Source organism: Acinetobacter haemolyticus CIP 64.3 = MTCC 9819, assembly GCF_000369065.1.
GTDB lineage: Bacteria > Pseudomonadota > Gammaproteobacteria > Pseudomonadales > Moraxellaceae > Acinetobacter > Acinetobacter haemolyticus.
In genome coordinates this window covers 112,522-130,518 of record NZ_KB849801.1, presented here as the reverse complement: position 1 = coordinate 130,518, position 17,997 = coordinate 112,522, and the positions used below count along the sequence as shown (strand labels likewise).

At 40.4% G+C, this 17,997-nt stretch carries 13 protein-coding genes, 2 pseudogenes and 1 other annotated feature; of the genes and pseudogenes, 5 read left to right on the top strand and 10 right to left on the bottom strand.

Annotated features, from left to right (window positions below; translation table 11 throughout):
- Window positions 1-82: 82 nt before the first annotated feature.
- Both adeS and adeR read right to left on the bottom strand, forming a co-directional pair.
- Window positions 83-1,168, bottom strand: coding sequence for a two-component sensor histidine kinase AdeS (gene adeS / locus F927_RS06165; RefSeq protein ID WP_005082600.1), 1,086 nt, complete (start codon window positions 1,166-1,168; stop codon window positions 83-85).
- Complete coding sequence (gene adeR / locus F927_RS06160; protein ID WP_004639525.1) at window positions 1,158-1,889, bottom strand: efflux system response regulator transcription factor AdeR; 732 nt, start codon at window positions 1,887-1,889, stop codon at window positions 1,158-1,160. Before adeR ends, adeS begins: the two co-directional genes overlap by 11 nt.
- A 145-nt stretch (window positions 1,890-2,034) precedes the next feature.
- Here adeR and F927_RS06155 point away from each other — a divergent pair, with 145 nt between their 5' ends.
- The 4 genes from F927_RS06155 to F927_RS06140 all read left to right on the top strand — a co-directional run bounded on the left by F927_RS06155 (window position 2,035) and on the right by F927_RS06140 (window position 8,262).
- Window positions 2,035-3,177, top strand: a complete 1,143-nt coding sequence (locus F927_RS06155; protein ID WP_005082598.1) for an efflux RND transporter periplasmic adaptor subunit — start codon at window positions 2,035-2,037, stop codon at window positions 3,175-3,177.
- Window positions 3,174-6,299, top strand: coding sequence for an efflux RND transporter permease subunit (locus F927_RS06150; RefSeq protein WP_020846209.1), 3,126 nt, complete (start codon window positions 3,174-3,176; stop codon window positions 6,297-6,299). Before F927_RS06155 ends, F927_RS06150 begins: the two co-directional genes overlap by 4 nt.
- Before the next feature lie 78 nt (window positions 6,300-6,377).
- Window positions 6,378-7,781: an AdeC/AdeK/OprM family multidrug efflux complex outer membrane factor gene (gene adeC / locus F927_RS06145; protein WP_005082594.1), complete on the top strand. Its 1,404-nt coding sequence runs from the start codon at window positions 6,378-6,380 to the stop codon at window positions 7,779-7,781.
- Between the two features lie 85 nt (window positions 7,782-7,866).
- Window positions 7,867-8,262, top strand: a complete 396-nt coding sequence (locus F927_RS06140) for an acyl-CoA thioesterase (RefSeq protein ID WP_005082591.1) — start codon at window positions 7,867-7,869, stop codon at window positions 8,260-8,262.
- A 43-nt stretch (window positions 8,263-8,305) separates the two neighbouring features.
- Here F927_RS06140 and F927_RS06135 read toward each other — a convergent pair whose 3' ends face one another.
- The 7 genes and pseudogenes from F927_RS06135 to F927_RS06105 all read right to left on the bottom strand — a co-directional run.
- On the bottom strand, window positions 8,306-9,247 hold the full coding sequence (locus F927_RS06135; RefSeq protein WP_005082589.1) for a Dyp-type peroxidase: 942 nt from the start codon (window positions 9,245-9,247) through the stop codon (window positions 8,306-8,308).
- 81 nt (window positions 9,248-9,328) lie between these two features.
- A complete protein-coding gene (gene fdhD, locus F927_RS06130) occupies window positions 9,329-10,120 on the bottom strand; it encodes a formate dehydrogenase accessory sulfurtransferase FdhD (protein ID WP_005082587.1) in 792 nt (263 codons plus the stop codon).
- A gap of 48 nt (window positions 10,121-10,168) precedes the next feature.
- A complete protein-coding gene (locus tag F927_RS06125) occupies window positions 10,169-12,577 on the bottom strand; it encodes an FdhF/YdeP family oxidoreductase (RefSeq protein WP_005082585.1) in 2,409 nt (802 codons plus the stop codon).
- 88 nt (window positions 12,578-12,665) lie between these two features.
- On the bottom strand, window positions 12,666-12,824 hold the full coding sequence (locus tag F927_RS17195) for a hypothetical protein (RefSeq protein ID WP_005082583.1): 159 nt from the start codon (window positions 12,822-12,824) through the stop codon (window positions 12,666-12,668).
- 27 nt (window positions 12,825-12,851) lie between these two features.
- Window positions 12,852-13,190, bottom strand: a pseudogene (locus tag F927_RS06120) (hypothetical protein); the annotation flags it as partial.
- Window positions 13,191-13,228: 38 nt separating this feature from the next.
- A protein-coding gene (locus tag F927_RS06115; protein ID WP_111841931.1) for an IS3 family transposase occupies window positions 13,229-14,448 on the bottom strand; the annotation gives its coding sequence in 2 pieces (ribosomal slippage) (window positions 13,229-14,172 and window positions 14,172-14,448; 1,221 coding nt in all).
- Window positions 14,057-14,173 (bottom strand) — a sequence feature (AL1L pseudoknot). Its footprint overlaps the gene before it by 117 nt.
- Window positions 14,449-14,498: 50 nt before the next feature.
- Window positions 14,499-14,999, bottom strand: a pseudogene (locus tag F927_RS06105) (hypothetical protein); the annotation flags it as partial.
- 228 nt (window positions 15,000-15,227) lie between these two features.
- Here F927_RS06105 and F927_RS06100 point away from each other — a divergent pair.
- Complete coding sequence (locus F927_RS06100) at window positions 15,228-16,634, top strand: aminotransferase-like domain-containing protein (RefSeq protein WP_005082575.1); 1,407 nt, start codon at window positions 15,228-15,230, stop codon at window positions 16,632-16,634.
- A 68-nt stretch (window positions 16,635-16,702) separates the two neighbouring features.
- On the opposite strand, the gene F927_RS06095 is transcribed toward F927_RS06100, so the two are convergent.
- Window positions 16,703-17,974, bottom strand: a complete 1,272-nt coding sequence (locus F927_RS06095; protein ID WP_004639559.1) for a Glu/Leu/Phe/Val family dehydrogenase — start codon at window positions 17,972-17,974, stop codon at window positions 16,703-16,705.
- Window positions 17,975-17,997: the final 23 nt, after the last annotated feature.

Below are 17,997 nucleotides of genomic sequence, written 5' to 3'. Positions count from 1 at the left end.
CATTTGCTTTGAATAGCAATAAGCCTAATCAATCCTATGTGAACATTCTGTGATGTGAAATTTCCGAAAGATCATGGTTCGTCTAAACACGGTCTAAGTCAGTTGTCATCGGAATACGAATAGTAAACACACTATTTGGTTTTTTATTTTGGTATTGAATCGAACCCTGATGCGCAACGACTATCGCATGGACAACGGCTAAACCTAGCCCCGTTCCACCAAATTCTTTATTACGAGACTCCTCTAAACGAAAAAAAGGATCAAATAAATCATGTTGGTATTCTGAAGCAATCCCAGGCCCTTCATCTTCTATTTGTAAAATCCAATCATTGGCATTTATTCTTGATCTTATTGTTAGCAATCCCGCATTCGCATATCGAACAGCATTATCGACCAGAGCAATGAGCACTTGCTCCATACGTTGTCGATCACAATGCACAATATCTTTTGAAACTTCTGTTTCAATCGTGAGGCGAGCTTGTTTGAGCCTTTCGCCAAACATCGAAATGACTTTATCTACACACAACTGAAAATTCACAGCTTCAATATTTAATCGGAGCTGTTGGTTTTCGACCAAACTCAATGTTCTTAGATCTTCAACTAAGTACGAGAGTCCTTCAACTTGGTTCAATAAACTTTTCATGAGTTCAGGTTTAGGCTCAAATACACCATCAACAATCCCCTGTAAACGCCCCTGTAAAATCGTGATTGGCGTACGTAACTCATGCGCAATTGCAGCATTCCAGACTTGTGCCATTTTCACAGAATCTTCAAGTTTTTGAGCCATATTATTAAAGTTATGCATCAACTCTGATATTTCTGTTGAATGTATTTTCGTATCTTCAGCTCTTGCAGAAAGATTACCTAAGCTAATTTCTTTTGCGGCATTGGCTAGAGAGTTAATTGGAACAATAAAACGTTTCGCCAGCAGTAAACCAATAATTAAGGAGATCACCGTACCACAAAATATCACCGTGAATAGCCAAACCCAATCAACGACATGAAATTCGGTCCAATCCTCTTCCAATGAACCCAGCGTAATCCACCCCGTTTCAATTGCATAATTGTAGATTACATAGCCTATAAAAACAGAAAATAGCGTCACACTTAAGTTCACAATACTCAGCGCGATAAAGAGTTGTTTGCTAATACCTGATTTATTTTTCATGTGGATGATCCAAGCGATAGCCAACACCACGTACATTGATCAACATATGTTGCAGCCCCTGTTCTTCTAGTTTCTTCCTCAATTTACTGACATGACTATCAACGGTACGCTCTAAAGCATCACTATCTGGTAAACAGTGATTCATAAGTTCGCTACGGGTAAAAACTTTGTGTGGATGATCAATCATAAGGAGTAAAATTTTGTACTCAGTTAAAGTCAAATTGAGCAAAACTTTCTGAGTATCTCGATGTACATACACACTATGAATATCTGTATTAATCTCGATATTTTTATAAATTATATTTTTATTTAAAGCTTGAGTGTTTTGCTGAGTCCGTCTGAGAACAGCTTGCACACGAGCCACCACTTCATTTGGATTGAATGGCTTCACGACAAAGTCATCAGCGCCTATACGTAACGCCATGACTTTATCAATATCTTGATCCAGTGCAGTTAACATGATTACAGGCGTCTGAGCTTTTTGACGGATTTTGTTAAGTACCTCCCAACCATTTAACTCAGGAAGTTTAATATCTAAAAGAATTAAATCAATCGGTTGCGATGCATGCATTTCAATCGCCTGCTTCCCATTCATGGCACGAATTACACGCATTCCTTCGCGTTTTAAATAGTGCTCGATAATATCGCCAATATCATACTCATCCTCAACGACAAGAATAAATTTGTCACGACAATCGAATGAAAATGAAGCTTCCAACATAGAGATCAATCATAGAAAAATCAGTCAATCTTCATAATACGACGATTTATCAATTGATCTCCACACTTTTTCCACACTTTACGGACGGTGGTTACACAAAATCAGAAAATACTGTCAACATCAAAAACTCCTGAGATTTGGCAGTATGCAAAAGCATCTTTTACTCCCATTAGTTTTATCCATTGGACTGGTTCTACACGGTTGTAGTTCCGAAGTAGAACAACCTGAAGCACCTCCTGCAAAAGTGAGTGTGATCAACGTTCAAGCTCAATCTGTAAATTTTAGCGAAAACCTACCCGCACGCGTACAAGCATTTCGTACGGCTGAAATTCGTCCTCAAGTCGGTGGCATTATCGAAAAAGTGCTATTTACTCAAGGGAGTGAGGTAAAGGCAGGACAAGCTTTATATAAAATTAATTCTGAAACTTTCCAAGCTGATGTAAATAGTAATAAAGCTTCACTTAATAAAGCAGAAGCTGAGGTTACACGTCTAAAAGTTCAACTGGAACGTTACGAGCAATTACTTCCGAGTAATGCAATTAGTAAACAAGAAGTCAGTAATGTTCAAGCTGAATATCGCCAAGCTTTGGCGGATGTTGCTCAAATGAAAGCCTTGCTTACACGACAAAATTTAAATCTTCAATATGCAACAGTTCGAGCACCGATTTCAGGGCGTATTGGACAGTCGTTCGTAACTGAAGGTGCTTTAGTTAGCCAAGGTGATGCAAATACCATGGCGACCATCCAGCAAATCGATAAAGTTTATGTCGATGTGAAGCAATCCATTGGAGACTTTGAACGTTTACAAGCAGCATTACAAAGCGGTGAATTATCTGCAAATAATCAAAAAACTGTTCGAATTTTTAACAGTCATGGTCAGCCTTATAACGTGACTGCACGAATGTTGTTTGAAGACATTAATGTTGATCCAGAAACAGGTGATGTCACCATTCGTATTGAGGTCAACAATCCAGAGAGAAAGTTACTTCCAGGCATGTATGTCCGTGTAAATATTGATCGTGCTTCTGTCCCACAAGCCTTGTTGATCCCAGCACAAGCGATTCAACGCAATATCTCTGGAGAGCCTCAGGTTTATGTCATCAATGCCAAAGGCACTGCTGAAATTCGTCCAATCGAATTAGGGCAGCAATATGAACAATATTACCTAGTCAATAAAGGGCTTAAAACTGGTGAAAAGGTGGTTATTGAAGGGATTGACCGCATTCAACCAGATCAAAAACTTGAAATGACAGCGTGGAAAATCCCTGCCACCCAAGGAGCCCAATGATGTCCCAATTCTTCATTCGTCGCCCCATTTTTGCGTGGGTGATCGCGATTTTTATTATCTTATTTGGGTTACTGAGTATTCCTAAATTACCGATTGCCCGCTTTCCAAGCGTAGCCCCTCCACAAGTCAATATTAGTGCGGTCTATCCTGGTGCAACACCTAAAACCATTAATGATAGTGTAGTTACACTGATTGAACGGGAATTATCTGGTGTAAAAAACCTGTTGTATTACAGCTCAACCACAGATACGTCTGGTACAGCCGAGATTTCTGCGACCTTTAAACCAGGTACAGATGTGGATATGGCACAAGTGGATGTACAAAACAAAATCAAAGCCATCGAAGCACGTTTGCCTCAAATTGTCCGCCAACAAGGCTTACAAGTTGAGTCTTCGTCATCAGGCTTCTTGATGTTAGTCGGTATCAAATCACCCAATGGTCAATATTCTGAAATTGATTTGAGTGATTATCTTGTCCGCAATGTGGTGGAAGAATTAAAGCGTGTCGAAGGAGTCGGAAAAGTTCAATCCTTTGGTGCAGAAAAAGCCATGCGAATATGGGTCGATCCAAACAAACTCGTGTCTTATGGTCTATCAATTAGTGATGTAAATGCAGCTATTCGTGAAAATAATGTTGAAATCGCACCCGGTCGTCTTGGCGATATGCCTGCCGAACAGGGTCAGCTCATCACCATTCCTTTATCTGCACAAGGGCAACTTGATAGTATAGAGCAATTCAAAAATATCAGTTTGAAAAGCAAAACCAGTGGTAGTGTAATTCGACTTTCTGACGTCGCCAATGTTGAAATTGGCTCTCAAGCCTACAACTTTGCGATCTTGGAGGATGGTAAACCGTCTACTGCTGCTGCAATTCAACTCAGCCCAGGTGCCAATGCAGTAAAAACAGCAGATGCAGTCCGTGAAAAAATCGAAGAGTTAAAAGTCAATTTACCCGAGGGTATGCAATTTAGTATTCCTTATGACACGGCGCCGTTCGTTAAAATTTCCATTGAGAAAGTCATCCATACTTTATTAGAAGCGATGGTTCTGGTTTTCATCGTGATGTACTTATTCTTACATAACGTTCGATATACGCTGATACCTGCGATTGTCGCACCGATTGCACTACTTGGCACCTTTGCTGTGATGTTGGTTGCTGGGTTTTCCATTAACGTACTGACGATGTTTGGTATGGTGCTCGCCATCGGGATCATCGTAGATGATGCGATCGTCGTGGTGGAAAACGTTGAGCGGATTATGGCAACCGAAGGTTTACCCCCTAAAGAGGCAACCTCTAAAGCCATGAAGGAAATCACCAGTCCAATTATCGGGATTACACTCGTACTGGCAGCGGTATTTTTACCCATGGCATTTGCCAGTGGTTCAGTGGGCATCATTTATCAGCAATTTACCCTGACTATGTCGGTGTCTATTTTATTCTCAGCACTATTGGCACTGATTTTAACGCCTGCACTCTGTGCCACGATTCTCAAACCAATTGACGGGCATCATCAGAAGAAAGGTTTTTTTGCATGGTTTGATCGTAGCTTTGATAAAGTAACGAAAAAATATGAACGCATCCTACTTAAAGTGATTAAACATAGTATTCCAATGATGGTGATCTTTGTTGTGATTACAGGTTTAACCTTTGCGGGAATGAAGTACTGGCCAACTGCATTTATGCCCGAAGAAGACCAAGGTTGGTTCCTAACCTCCTTCCAACTGCCATCCGATGCAACCACTGAGCGTACAAAAAACATCGTAAATCAGTTTGAGGATAGCCTTAAAGACAATCCAAATGTTAAGAATAACACCACGATTCTCGGTTGGGGCTTTAGCGGTTCTGGACAAAACGTGGCTGTTTCATTTACTACATTGAAGGATTTTAAAGATCGTACTTCTAGCGCATCCGAAATGACCAACGCTGTCAATGCCGAAATGGCAAATAGCAAGGAAGGCGCAACGATGGCTGTGCTTCCACCCGCAATTGATGAGTTAGGTACTTTCTCAGGTTTCAGTCTCCGCTTACAAGACCGTGCCAACTTAGGTATGCCTGCATTGTTAGCCGCACAAGACCAATTGATGGCAATGGCAGCTAAAAACAAAAAGTTTTACATGGTTTGGAATGAAGGTTTACCACAAGGTGACAATATTTCTTTAAAAATTGACCGTGAAAAACTGAATGCTCTAGGTGTGAGATTTGCTGATGTCTCCGATATTATTTCGACTTCTATGGGTTCAATGTATATCAATGATTTTCCAAATCAGGGTCGTATGCAACAAGTGATTGTCCAAGTGGAAGCAAAGTCACGTATGCACTTAAAAGATATTTTGAATCTCAAAGTCGCAGGTGCAAGCGGTCAATTAGTCTCTTTGTCTGAGGTGGTTGCACCTGAATGGAACAAAGCTCCCCAACAATATAACCGATACAATGGTCGTCCTTCATTAAGCATTGCGGGTATCCCTAATTTTGATACCTCTTCTGGTGATGCAATGCGTGAAATGGAAAATCTGATCGCTCAATTGCCGAAAGGAATTGGCTATGAATGGACAGGAATTTCACTGCAAGAGAAACAGTCTGAATCGCAAATGGCATTCTTATTGGTTCTATCAATGTTAGTGGTCTTCCTTGTGCTGGCTGCATTATATGAAAGTTGGGCGATTCCACTTTCTGTCATGTTAGTTGTTCCATTGGGTATCTTCGGTGCCATAGTTGCGATTATGACGAGAGGAATGATGAATGACGTATTCTTTAAAATTGGTTTGATTACCATCATTGGACTCTCTGCCAAGAACGCCATTTTGATCGTTGAATTCGCAAAAATGCTTAAAGAAGAAGGGATGAGTTTGATCGAGGCAACAGTACAAGCAGCGAAACTGCGTTTACGTCCGATTTTGATGACCTCACTTGCCTTTACCTATGGTGTCATTCCCTTAGTGATTGCCTCTGGTGCAAGTTCAGAAACCCAACACGCATTAGGTACAGGTGTATTTGGCGGCATGATATCAGCCACTATTCTTGCAATTTTCTTCGTTCCTGTTTTCTTCGTCTTTATCCTTGGCGGCGTAGAGAAACTGTTTAAATCAAAGCGAACATCCACGAAGCAAGAAACTACCTCCTAAACTGAAAAATCAGAGGAAAGTCACCTTTCCTCTGATACAGCAGGCCTAAACCATATTCATTTCTATTTGGAGCGTACCATGTCTAGATCGACTGTACTTTTATCACGTGGAATCGTCCTCTCTACCCTTACTATCGCCCTGACTGCTTGTGTCAGTATGCAAGCCCCTTCACCAGTCATTCGCTCTGATATTCCGCAAAGCTTTAGTCATGCTAATGGTGGAACCTCAATTGCAGAACAAGGTTATAAAGATTTTTTTTCTGATCCTCGTTTATTGCAAGTCATTGAGATCAGTTTAGAGAACAATCGAGATTTGCGCACTGCAACGCTCAATATTCAACGTGCTCAGCAACAGTACCAAATCACTCGAAATGACCAACGACCAATGATAGGAGCCACAGGCAGCGCAGTACGACAAGTAAATCCCTCGATAAATCCCAATAATCCCTACTCGACCTTTCAAGTTGGTTTAGGTGTAACAGCCTATGAATTGGATTTTTGGGGACGAGTGAAAAGTCTCAAAGATACCGCTTTAAATCAATACTTAGCCACGCAAAGCGCACGCGACGCCACACAAATTAGCCTCGTGAGTCAAATCACACAAGCATGGTTAAATTATGCATTTGCGAAAGAGAATCTCAGCCTAGCTGAACAAACCTTAAAAGCTCAAATTGATTCATACGAGCTGAATAAAAAGCGCTTCCACGTTGGGATTGATAGTGAAGTACCATTACGACAAGCACAAATCTCTGTAGAGACTGCTCGTAATGATGTGGCAAATTATAAAACCCAAGTCTTGCAAGCACAGAATTTATTGAATCTATTGGCTGGGCAAACCATTCCACAGGACTTACTGCCTCACCAAGCGATCTCCAATATCACTCAAGAAAAGACCTTTGCAACGGGTTTAAGTAGTGACTTATTGAATAATCGTCCAGATTTAAAAGCTGCCGAATATCAACTGCGTGCTGCAGGTGCAAATATTGGTGCAGCAAAAGCACGAATGTTTCCGACTATTAGCCTAACTGGTTCTGCTGGATATGCTTCAACTGAACTGAATGATTTATTTAAGTCTGGTGGTTTCTCTTGGTCAATCGGCCCAAGTATAGACCTCCCTATTTTTGACTGGGGCACTCGAAAGGCGAATGTTAAAATCTCAGAAACAGACCAAAAGATAGCACTCTCTGAATATGAAAAATCAATTCAAGCTGCTTTTCGTGAGGTGAATGATGCTCTTGCTGCCCATGCACATATTGATGAACGTCTTGATGCTCAACGCCGCTTAGTCTCGGCAACAGATACGACTTATAAGCTATCTAGTGCTCGTTTTAGAGCTGGTATTGATAGTTATCTGACCGTATTGGATGCACAACGTTCAGCTTATGCAGCTCAACAAGGCTTATTGATACTTGAACAAACTAAATTGAATAATCAGATCGAACTCTATAAGGCTTTAGGAGGTGGATTATCTCGACATTCGTAAACGCTTAAGTCTGTTATTCGGGCTGATTTTTAAAGACTCAGCCCTTATAGTGTTTAAGTTTAAATCAGAAAATAACCGTTAATCTATGTTTACACTTTCGCTCACACCAAGATTTTATGAAACAGATGCTTTCGGACATATCAACAATACTGTAATCACAGGTTGGTTTGAAACCGCACGTGAACCTGTTTTTCGTTTATTCAACCCAAGTATGGAAATCAAAAACCTACCTTTGATTCTCGCACGAGTTGAAGTCGATTTTGTTGCCCAAATTTATTATGGTGCTGATATCGAAATCAAAACATGGATTAAACAGATTGGGAATTCTTCATTCATTGTCGCACATGAAGCTTGGCAAAATGATCACTGTGTTGCGCGAGGTAAAGCTGTTCAGGTGTATTTCGATTTCAGCGCGCAGAAATCAGATCGTATTCCAGATCAATTCCGTACTCAGTTACAAAAATATCTGATTAGCCAATAAGCATTTTCGCTGAAATAAACTGATTCATTTCAGCGAATTAAACTTACTCGCCTAAATCTTCGAGGAAGTCAAAGGTCGGTACAAAGAATAAGCTCCCAGAAACAGGTGTACTGAAATCTAATAACCGATCTACATGACCATTTTCTTTGCCAAGAAACATATTTTCTAACATCGTTTTGGTGATATTGAATGAGCGTGAATACCCAATAAAGAAAGTGCCGTACTCTCCTTCAGTTGGGTTTGAAAATGGCATATTAGCTCTGAGAATTTTCAATTCATTGCCATCAGCATCGTGTGCTTTACTCACCACATTATGTGCATTTTGTGGCTTAACATCATCACCTAATTCAACATCATCATATTTCTTTCTGCCAATCACTTTTTCTTGTTCTTCGGTGCTTAGCCCTTTCCACATTTCCATGTTATGTAAATATTTTTGAATGAATACATAACTACCACCAAGGAACTCAGCATCTTCTGCACCTACATAGGCGATTTCTTTGGTAATTTCATGTTCAGGATTTTCAGTACCGTCCACAAAGCCTAAAATGGCACGGCCATCAAAATATCTGAAACCTTTGGTTTCACTGATGGGATAGGTATCTTGTTTAAGTTGTTCATGGAGAATCGCAGCAAGTTCATAGCAGATCGCCACCTGATCCGCTCGGATATGGAAAAATAAATCTCCTGCCGTCGCTACCGCAGTATGTTTTATTCCCTTTATTTCCTGAAATGGGGTTAGCTCTTTCGGTTTATTTAACTGTGGAAATAATAAGTCCCAGGCATTTGAACCAATCCCAACAGAAGCACTAAAATTACTCTGTGGAAATCGATGATTGAGACTCCGAACCAAAGCAGAAAAGTTTGCGAGAAAATCAATCACCCCAGAATAATCAGGTTGAGCATTGATACCTAGAACGATAAATAAGGCATTTTCACCTGAAAGATTATTAATCACAGGCTGTGGTCTAAGCGGTATATTCATAATTTTTAGGAATAAAAAAAGTTAATGCGTATATCCTACACAAATCGATGAATCACTTAGCAACAGAAACACAAATTTTTACTATTCCTGCGTATAAACGACGAAGCTATCTCCACGACAAAAACTTGCTAAGGTTAGGTTCAATTTTTTTGCCATTTCGATTGCCATGCTAGTCGGTGCCGAAATCGTTGCCAATAAAGCAATGTTGAATTGCGCACATTTGCGAATCAGCTCATAACTGGCACGACTGGTCATGACCACAAAACCATCCGCAACATTTAACTTTTGTTCAGCCAAATAACCCAATAATTTATCTAAGGCATTGTGTCGCCCAACATCTTCAAACAAAGCAATGATCTGACCTTTGACCACCCAAGCAGCGGCATGTGCACCACCTGTTAATTCACTTATTTTTTGTTTAGCTTTGAGTTGAGCAATTGCACTTGGAATTTGATTAAGCCAAGAGGACGGAACATGACTGCTCACCAATGGCAGCTCGGAATAGAGTTGCTTTAAACTCTCAATCCCGCATAAACCACAACCTGTTCGCCCAACCATCATCCGTCGATGTTGTTTGAGGGCCATAAATGCACGCGATGCAATTGTCATCTCGACTTGCACACCCAGTTCATTTTGACTAATTTCAATCGAATATAATTCATTGAGACTCTGCACAATTCCTTCAGATAAGCTAAAGCCTTTGGCGAATACCTCAATATCGGACGGCGTTGCCATCATAACTGCATGAGAAATGCCGTTATATATCAATGCAATCGGATATTCCTGAACGATATAATCCATTTCATTTTCAGACAAATCCTGATGGAAACGGTGTACTTGCACCGTTTCATAGCCGCGTATTTTGGTATCCACCTATAACCTCTTTGATATTTCTCACTCGAATATTAAAAATCGAATACGTTATACGCCACTGACCCGTTGATTTGCGTGTTCTGGATCAACTTCAACTGCCAAATTAAAATGTTCAGGTGCTTGCCCAGCATGAAGAATGACAGGAATACTCTTTGATGCAGGAATCTTGGCGTATTTATCGTGGCTACCTAATGCAACTAACGGATTGGTTTCTGGATAGTATGCCGCTAAGCTACCTTGGGGAATGTTATAGGGTACGATACGGAAACTATGCACAATCCGCTTAACCCCATCAGAGAATACACTTTCAATATCAACCCATTGATCAGCTTCAAAACCTGCCGTATCTATATCTGCTTGATTCATAAACAACACACGACGTTGTCCATAGACACCCCGATAACGGTCATCTAATCCATATAAAGTCGTATTGTATTGATCATGCGAGCGTGTGGTCATTAAGGTATAAACCTGTTGTTCGCTATAAGCCGCCGCATATTGATTCTCAGCATCTTCATAAACTTCTGCCAAAGGCGTAATCAAGAATTGGGCTTTACCACTTGGTGTATTCCAAACATGTTGATTGGCAGGATGCTCCAAGTGAAAACCACCTGGTTGGTAAACCCGCTGATTAAAGTCATGGAACTCATCAAAAACATCAGCAATAGAATCACGAATACGATCATAACTCTCGATATACCAACGCCATTTGACTTGGCTGTCAGGCAAAGTGGCTGCTGCCATACGCGCCACAATGTCAGGTTCAGACAAAATATTGTCTGAGATTGGTGGATTGCGTCCTGCGGATAAATGGACATTACTCATAGAATCTTCGACGGAGATTGCTTGTGGACCATGCACTTGCATATCAACTTCGGTACGCCCTAAACACGGCAGCATCAAAGCCTCTTTACCACAAACCAGATGACTACGATTCAACTTGGTCGTGATATTGACCGTTAAGTTACAACGGCGTAATGCCTCTTGGGTATAAGGCGTATCAGGTGTAGCAACTGCAAAGTTTCCACCCAAAGCAATAAAGACTTTTACTTCATTTTCGTACATCGCTTTAATGGTATCGACCACACCAAAGCCATGTTTACGAGGAGATGTGATCCCAAACACACGGTCAATGCTATCTAACAACTTATCGCTTGGATTTTCATTAATACCCATCGTGCGATCACCTTGTACATTGCTGTGACCACGTACAGGACATAAACCTGAGCCCGGGCGACCAATATGCCCTCTAGCCAACATTAAGTTAGCAAGCATATGAATATTGGCAGTCCCATGACGATGTTGAGTGATGCCCATGCCCCAACAGAAAATTGCGGTTTTAGCATCTAAATACATTTTTGCAATCGATTCTAAATGCTCAGGTGAAAGCCCTGTATATTTATGGATTTGTTCCCAATCCGTGCGATCAACTTCAGCTAACATTTCATCAAAACCAATCGTATTCATCGCAATAAAACTACGATCAAATACACTCGGTTTTGCTTGCGCTATCGCCTTTTTGTCCCATTCAGATAAATGCTTGAGCACCCCAAATAGTAGTGCATAATCTCCCCCAATTTTGGGCTGGAAATAATAACGACTGATCGGCGTACTCCCATTGGTCATCATTTCCAACGGTGCTTGAGGATCTTGAAAACGTTCCAAGCCACGTTCTTTGATGGGATTAATGGCAATAATATTGCCGCCACGCTTTGAAACCTCTCTCAGTGTTGCCAACATTCGTGGATGATTGGTGCCCGGATTATGACCAAAACTAAAGATCGCATCTGCTTGATCAAAGTCATCTAAGATAACCGTACCTTTTCCCAAACCAATTGAATCTTTTAAACCAACGCTCGTCGTCTCATGGCACATATTGGAACAATCAGGAAAATTATTGGTTCCAAAACTTCTTACAAAAAGTTGGTACAAAAAAGCGGCTTCGTTACTGGCACGACCAGAGGTATAAAATGCGGCTTGGTCTGGGTGATCTAAAGCTTGTAAATGTTTGGCGATGAGCTGGAAAGCTTCATCCCAAGAAATTGGGACATATTTATCTGAGCTAGGATCGTAGCGCATCGGATCAGTTAAACGCCCAAGATCTTCTAGATAGAAATCACTCTGCTCTGCCAACCAACTGACCGTATGCTCTGCAAAAAACTCAGGTGTTACTGTTTTACTGGTTGCTTCAAAAGCAACTGCTTTGGCACCGTTTTCGCAAAAATTAAATGCATGTGCATCTTTTTTTTCAGGCCATGCACAACCCGGACAATCAAACCCCGTTGGTTGATTAATGTTGAGTAGTGTGATTGAACCTTTCTTTAGAATATCTTGCCTTTTGAGGTTACGGGCAACACTGAGCAATGCTCCCCAACCACCCGCAGGTTGGTTATACGGCTCAATTCTGGCAAAGCCATTATTTTCTTGCTTATGAATGGTTTGTTCTGAATTATCCATCTAGCTGCCCTCATGTGAGCTTTTGTCATTTCTACACAAGTAGAATTAACATGAAAGCAGCTTGCTTGACTATTCAAGTTTTGTCTGATTATTTTAACTGTTGAACTTCAACATTTTTTTGCTGCTGTGAAGGCATATAATCAGGTTGATGGCTTACTGCTAAAAAGAAGAACAGTAGGAATAAGCAACCTAGAAAAATACTAATTCCAACAGTAAGATACGGAAATTTTGATTGTGCTTGAGACATATAATCTCTCCTCTTTAAATCCTAAACTCAACGATGTGACAACTCATTTGTAGATAAAACTTTAAAGTTGGCACCATTTTGAATACGTGTTTGCATGTATTCGCCATAAACTGATAATTTTTCAAAGATATGTTCCGAATAAAACATATCCTCAATGAGATGCATTGCTTGCTGCTGGCTAAATTGACCAGTCTGAGCAATCAGCGGCGTATTTAATTGAGAAAACAATACACAAAGATTTCGATGAAACTCATCTTTGGGTTTAAACAATAATTTCCGAGTATTAATCAAATCATCATTTACAACTGATCGCTGTTTATCCGCATAGATCACATGAATTTTAATTTCAAAATAATCTTGTAAGATTGAACCGTACCGGGTTTGTCGGAGACTTTTTATTTAAGTTAGGCCACCTGACCTAACGGATTAATTTTATCATAGTACATTGCTTCAAAATCAAAAGGTGGCACATAACCTAGTGCACTATGTACACGCTCTTTATTGAACCAATCTACCCAATTTAATGTCGCAAGTTGTACATCCGCTAAACCTTGCCAATCTGCTTTTAAATATTCAATCACCTCTGTTTTGTATAAGCCATTCACTGTTTCAGCCAAAGCATTATCGTATGAATCACCGGTCGTACCGACTGATGCTCGTAAATTTGCTGCTTCTAAACGATTGGTATAGCGAATGGAAAGATATTGAACCCCTCTGTCACTATGGTGAATCACATTCTTTGGCATGTCTCGAGCATGTAACGCTTGCTCAAGTGCATCGAGCACCATATCTGTATTCATCCGTGTCGATACTTTCCATCCAACAATTGCTCGTGAGAAGACATCAATAATAAATGCAGTATAAACCCAGCCTGAATTTGTTTGAATATACGTGAAGTCAGCGACCCATAGCTGGTCAGGATGATCAGCACTAAAATTGCGTTTCACCAAGTCATCTGCTCGTTTTTGATCCTCTCGGCTACGGGTAGTTTGTTTATTCTTACCACGCCAAACACCTTGTATACCTAGTTTTTGCATCAATCGAGCAACTGTACAGCGAGCAATAACATAGCCTTCACGTTTCAATTTTTGCCAAACTTTACGCACACCATATCGACCTGAACTTTCCTTCCAAATTCGTTTAATTTGTTCAGCATGATGCAAGTCATGTAGATCTCGCTTTGCTCGATGTTCTGGGTTTTCAACGAAATCTAGTGTTCGATAATAGGTAGAAGCCGCGATCGGTAAAATCCTGCAAATCGCCTCAACACCATATAACGCCTTATTGTTATGGATGAAATCTACCATTATTTGTGTGGGCGGTCGAGCTCCGCCTGGGCGAAAAAAGCGGCTGCTTTACGTAGAATTTCGTTAGCACGTTGCAGTTCTTTATTTTCACGTTCGAGTTGTTTAATACGTTCTTGATCTGAAAGTTGCTGTACTTTAATTGGGTTTTGTTTATCTAAATATTTTTGATACCAAACACGTAGAGTTTCAGGAGTACAACCTATCTTGGGAGCAATAGCGGTGATCGCAGCCCAATTCGATGGATAATCTTTCTCGGATTCAATCAATAATTGAACCGCTCTTTCTCTGATTTCAGGGGTATATTTTACTTTTTTCATCGGGACATTCTCTCAGAAAGCTTGGTCTCCGACAAACCCGGTACGGTTCAGATGCAAAGCTGTACTTCATCGATACGCAAATATGTAATTAAAAACACTTCTGAAACGTCGGTTCTACACAAGGCCTTAATCAAACTCCGATACAAGAAATCTTCTTCATTTCTCGGCTGATCAACCAGATCAACATATAAGTTGAGGCTTTGTATAACCTCTTCAATTTTTAAATGAATACTTCGATCTGATTGATAATATTGATTCAGAATCTTAAATACAGGCAGTGAGTATGAAGTGGTATAAATCACAGATTGATTTAAGTTGGCAATGATCAATGGCGCAAATAAGTACGCAAGATTATTGTCATTTTTAACAATTTGGGCTTGCGCAATATACACGACACGCGCTTTAGAAAAGTTTCTTAGTACTTTCGCTCTGAGTAGCGTCGCTTCTAAATTGACATATTCTAGACATAACTTGTGCTGTATCCATTCAGAAGGTTGCTGCTCTGGAAAAAGCCGAGTTATTGCATTGAGTTCTGGGGTTACAAACGTCATTGATGCCATCCAGCCGAATCAGTAGCTTAAGATCCAGCAACTTATTTTTGAGTAATCTAACAAGCTGCTTGGTTGATAGCTTTATTGTGCAATGAATACAAATTGATAAGTAGCTACAGAGTTTTATTAAAAAAATATAACAGATCATTTCTTTTTCATTTATCTGTTATAAAATTATTTATATAAAAGGCATTACTCATAAACAGAAAAGTTTGATCTGGGTATTTTATGTATAAATCAGAACAGTTAGCACATCAGCTGAAACTTCTCATCGAAAATGGATCATGGGAACCCCATAGCAAATTGCCGTCCTTACGAGAACAAGTCCAACGATCTGGTTTTAGTCTCATTACAGTAATGAATGCTTATCAAGAACTAGAAGCACAGGGCTTAATTTATTCAAAAGAAAAATCGGGTTATTTCGTTGCTGAACAAAGTCATCAACATATTCCACAAGCCTCCACTGTGGTATCATTAAATTCCAAAATTGAAATCAACTCGCTAGTATTTAAATATTTAAAGTCGATTCAGTCGGATCAAATCTGCCCCTTAGGATCAGCGTTTCCAGACAGCCAATTGCTCTATCCACCCAAGTTAATTCAGATCATGGGACAACTTTCTCGCAATCGGCAAAGTTATGATCAAACCTCCAATCTACCACCGGGAAATTTTGCCTTAAGAAAACTGATTGCTCAGCGCTATTGTATGCAAGGCATACCAACCGATGCTGATGATATCGTTATCACATCTGGGGGCTTGGAAGCTTTAAATTTATCACTACAGACCATCACGCAACCTGGTGATTATATTTTGTTGCAGCAGACAATTTTCTATGGTGCATGGCAAGCGGCTGAACGTTTAGGTTTGAAGGTCATCACCCTGCCTGAACATCCCCTACATGGCTTTGACCTTGAGGCTTTTGAGCAAGTGATTCGAGATTATCCAATTAAAGTCTGTTGGTTCATGCTCAATGCTCATAACCCGATTGGCTTTACAGTCAGCAAGGACACTAAGTATAAAATTGCCAAGCTTTTACACGAGCACCAAATTCATTTAATCGAAGATGATGTCTATGAAGAGTTGTTCTATGGTGCTCAAAAACCACTGCCCATGAAATATTTTGATCAACAAAACTTTGTCTTACACTGTTCATCTTTCTCCAAGACCCTAGGCTCTGGCTTTCGTATAGGCTGGGTTTATGCAGGTAGGTTCTCAGAACACATCCAACATTTACAATTGATGAGCACCATTTCTGCGAATGCACTGATTCAAAATGCATTGGTTGAGTTCTTATCACATCATCATTATGAAAAACATTTGAGAACGCTTAGACGTGCTCTAGAAAAGAATAAAAAGCAATTTTTTCAATATCTCAAACAACATTTACCCAAAGGCTGCAAAGTCTTTAACTATCCAAGTGGCTATTTTCTATGGATTCAACTGCCTGACAAAGTCAACAGTATGCAAATCTATGAACAACTGATCCAACAACAGATTGGAATCGCGCCAAGTCCGCTCTTTAATGTACTACCTTCACATCAACACTTTATTCGAATGAATTGCTCTTTTGAATGGACAATGCATATTCAATATGCAGTAGATCAATTTATTCAAGCTGTTCAGGATGCAATCTAGCTCAATCCCATAAAAAAACGCCCTTAAGCCATTTAGCTTAAGAGCGTTTTGATTCACCGAGTTATAAACTAACCAGGGAAAATACCACGCTCTTTACGTGCTTTTAAAATGCGCTCACAACCCAAAATGAAGGCAGCTGTACGTAAAGTACATTCTTTCTCACTTGATTTGTGCCATACATCATTAATCGCTTGAATCATGAGTTTATCAAGACGTTCATTGATTTCTTCTTCTGACCAGAAATAGCTCGACATATCCTGAACCCATTCGAAATAAGATACGGTTACACCACCCGCATTACAGATTACGTCTGGAACAACAGTGATACCACGTTCAACGAGGATGTCATCCGCTTCTGGATATGTTGGGCCGTTCGCGCCTTCAAGTACCAGTTTTGCTGATAAATTTTTCGCACGTTCAACCGTGATCTGACTTTCTAATGCAGCAGGGATCAAGATATCCATGTCTACAGTCCAGAACGCTTCATCGCTGATCGCTTGCGCACCAGCAAAACCACCCACACCTTGATGAGTTTCCATGTGAGTTTTTAATGCCGCAAGATCAATCCCGTCAGGATTGTAAATCGTACCTGTATGGTCCTGGATTGTTACGATTTTAGATTTTGATTCAACAAATAAATACGCAGCTTCACTACCTACGTTACCAAAACCTTGCACCGCAACTTTAGCGCCATCTAAAGGCAATTTGATTTTTTCAGCAACTTGCTGACCAGTAATAAATACACCTCGACCTGTTGCTTTGATACGCCCCAAAGAACCGCCCAAATGTACAGGTTTACCTGTTACCACACCCGTTACGGTATGACCTTGACCCGATGAATAAGTATCCATGATCCAGCCCATAACGTTTGGATTAGTTCCCACGTCTGGTGCAGGAATATCTTTTTGTGGACCAATAATATGGCTGATTTCACTGGTATAACGGCGTGTTAAGCGTTCTAATTCCCGTGGAGAAAGTTGACGTGGGTCAACACGGATACCGCCTTTTGCACCGCCAAATGGTAGATTTACCACCGCAGTCTTAATTGTCATCCATGCTGAAAGTGCCATTACTTCATTTAAATCTACATCTGGGTGATAGCGAATACCGCCTTTACCCGGACCACGTGACAAGTTGTGTTGTACACGATAACCCTCAAAATGACGAATTGTGCCATCGTCCATAACAATTGGCACGTCAACGATCAAAGCACGTTTTGGGCGCTTCAATGTATCCACATAACCTTCTAGACCTTCTAGATATGGAGCAACACGCTCGATCTGTTCGAGATAAGTTGCCCATGGACCGTCATTTTGAGAGACATAAGATAAATTAGACATTTTTGCCTTATCCTTTTGAAAGG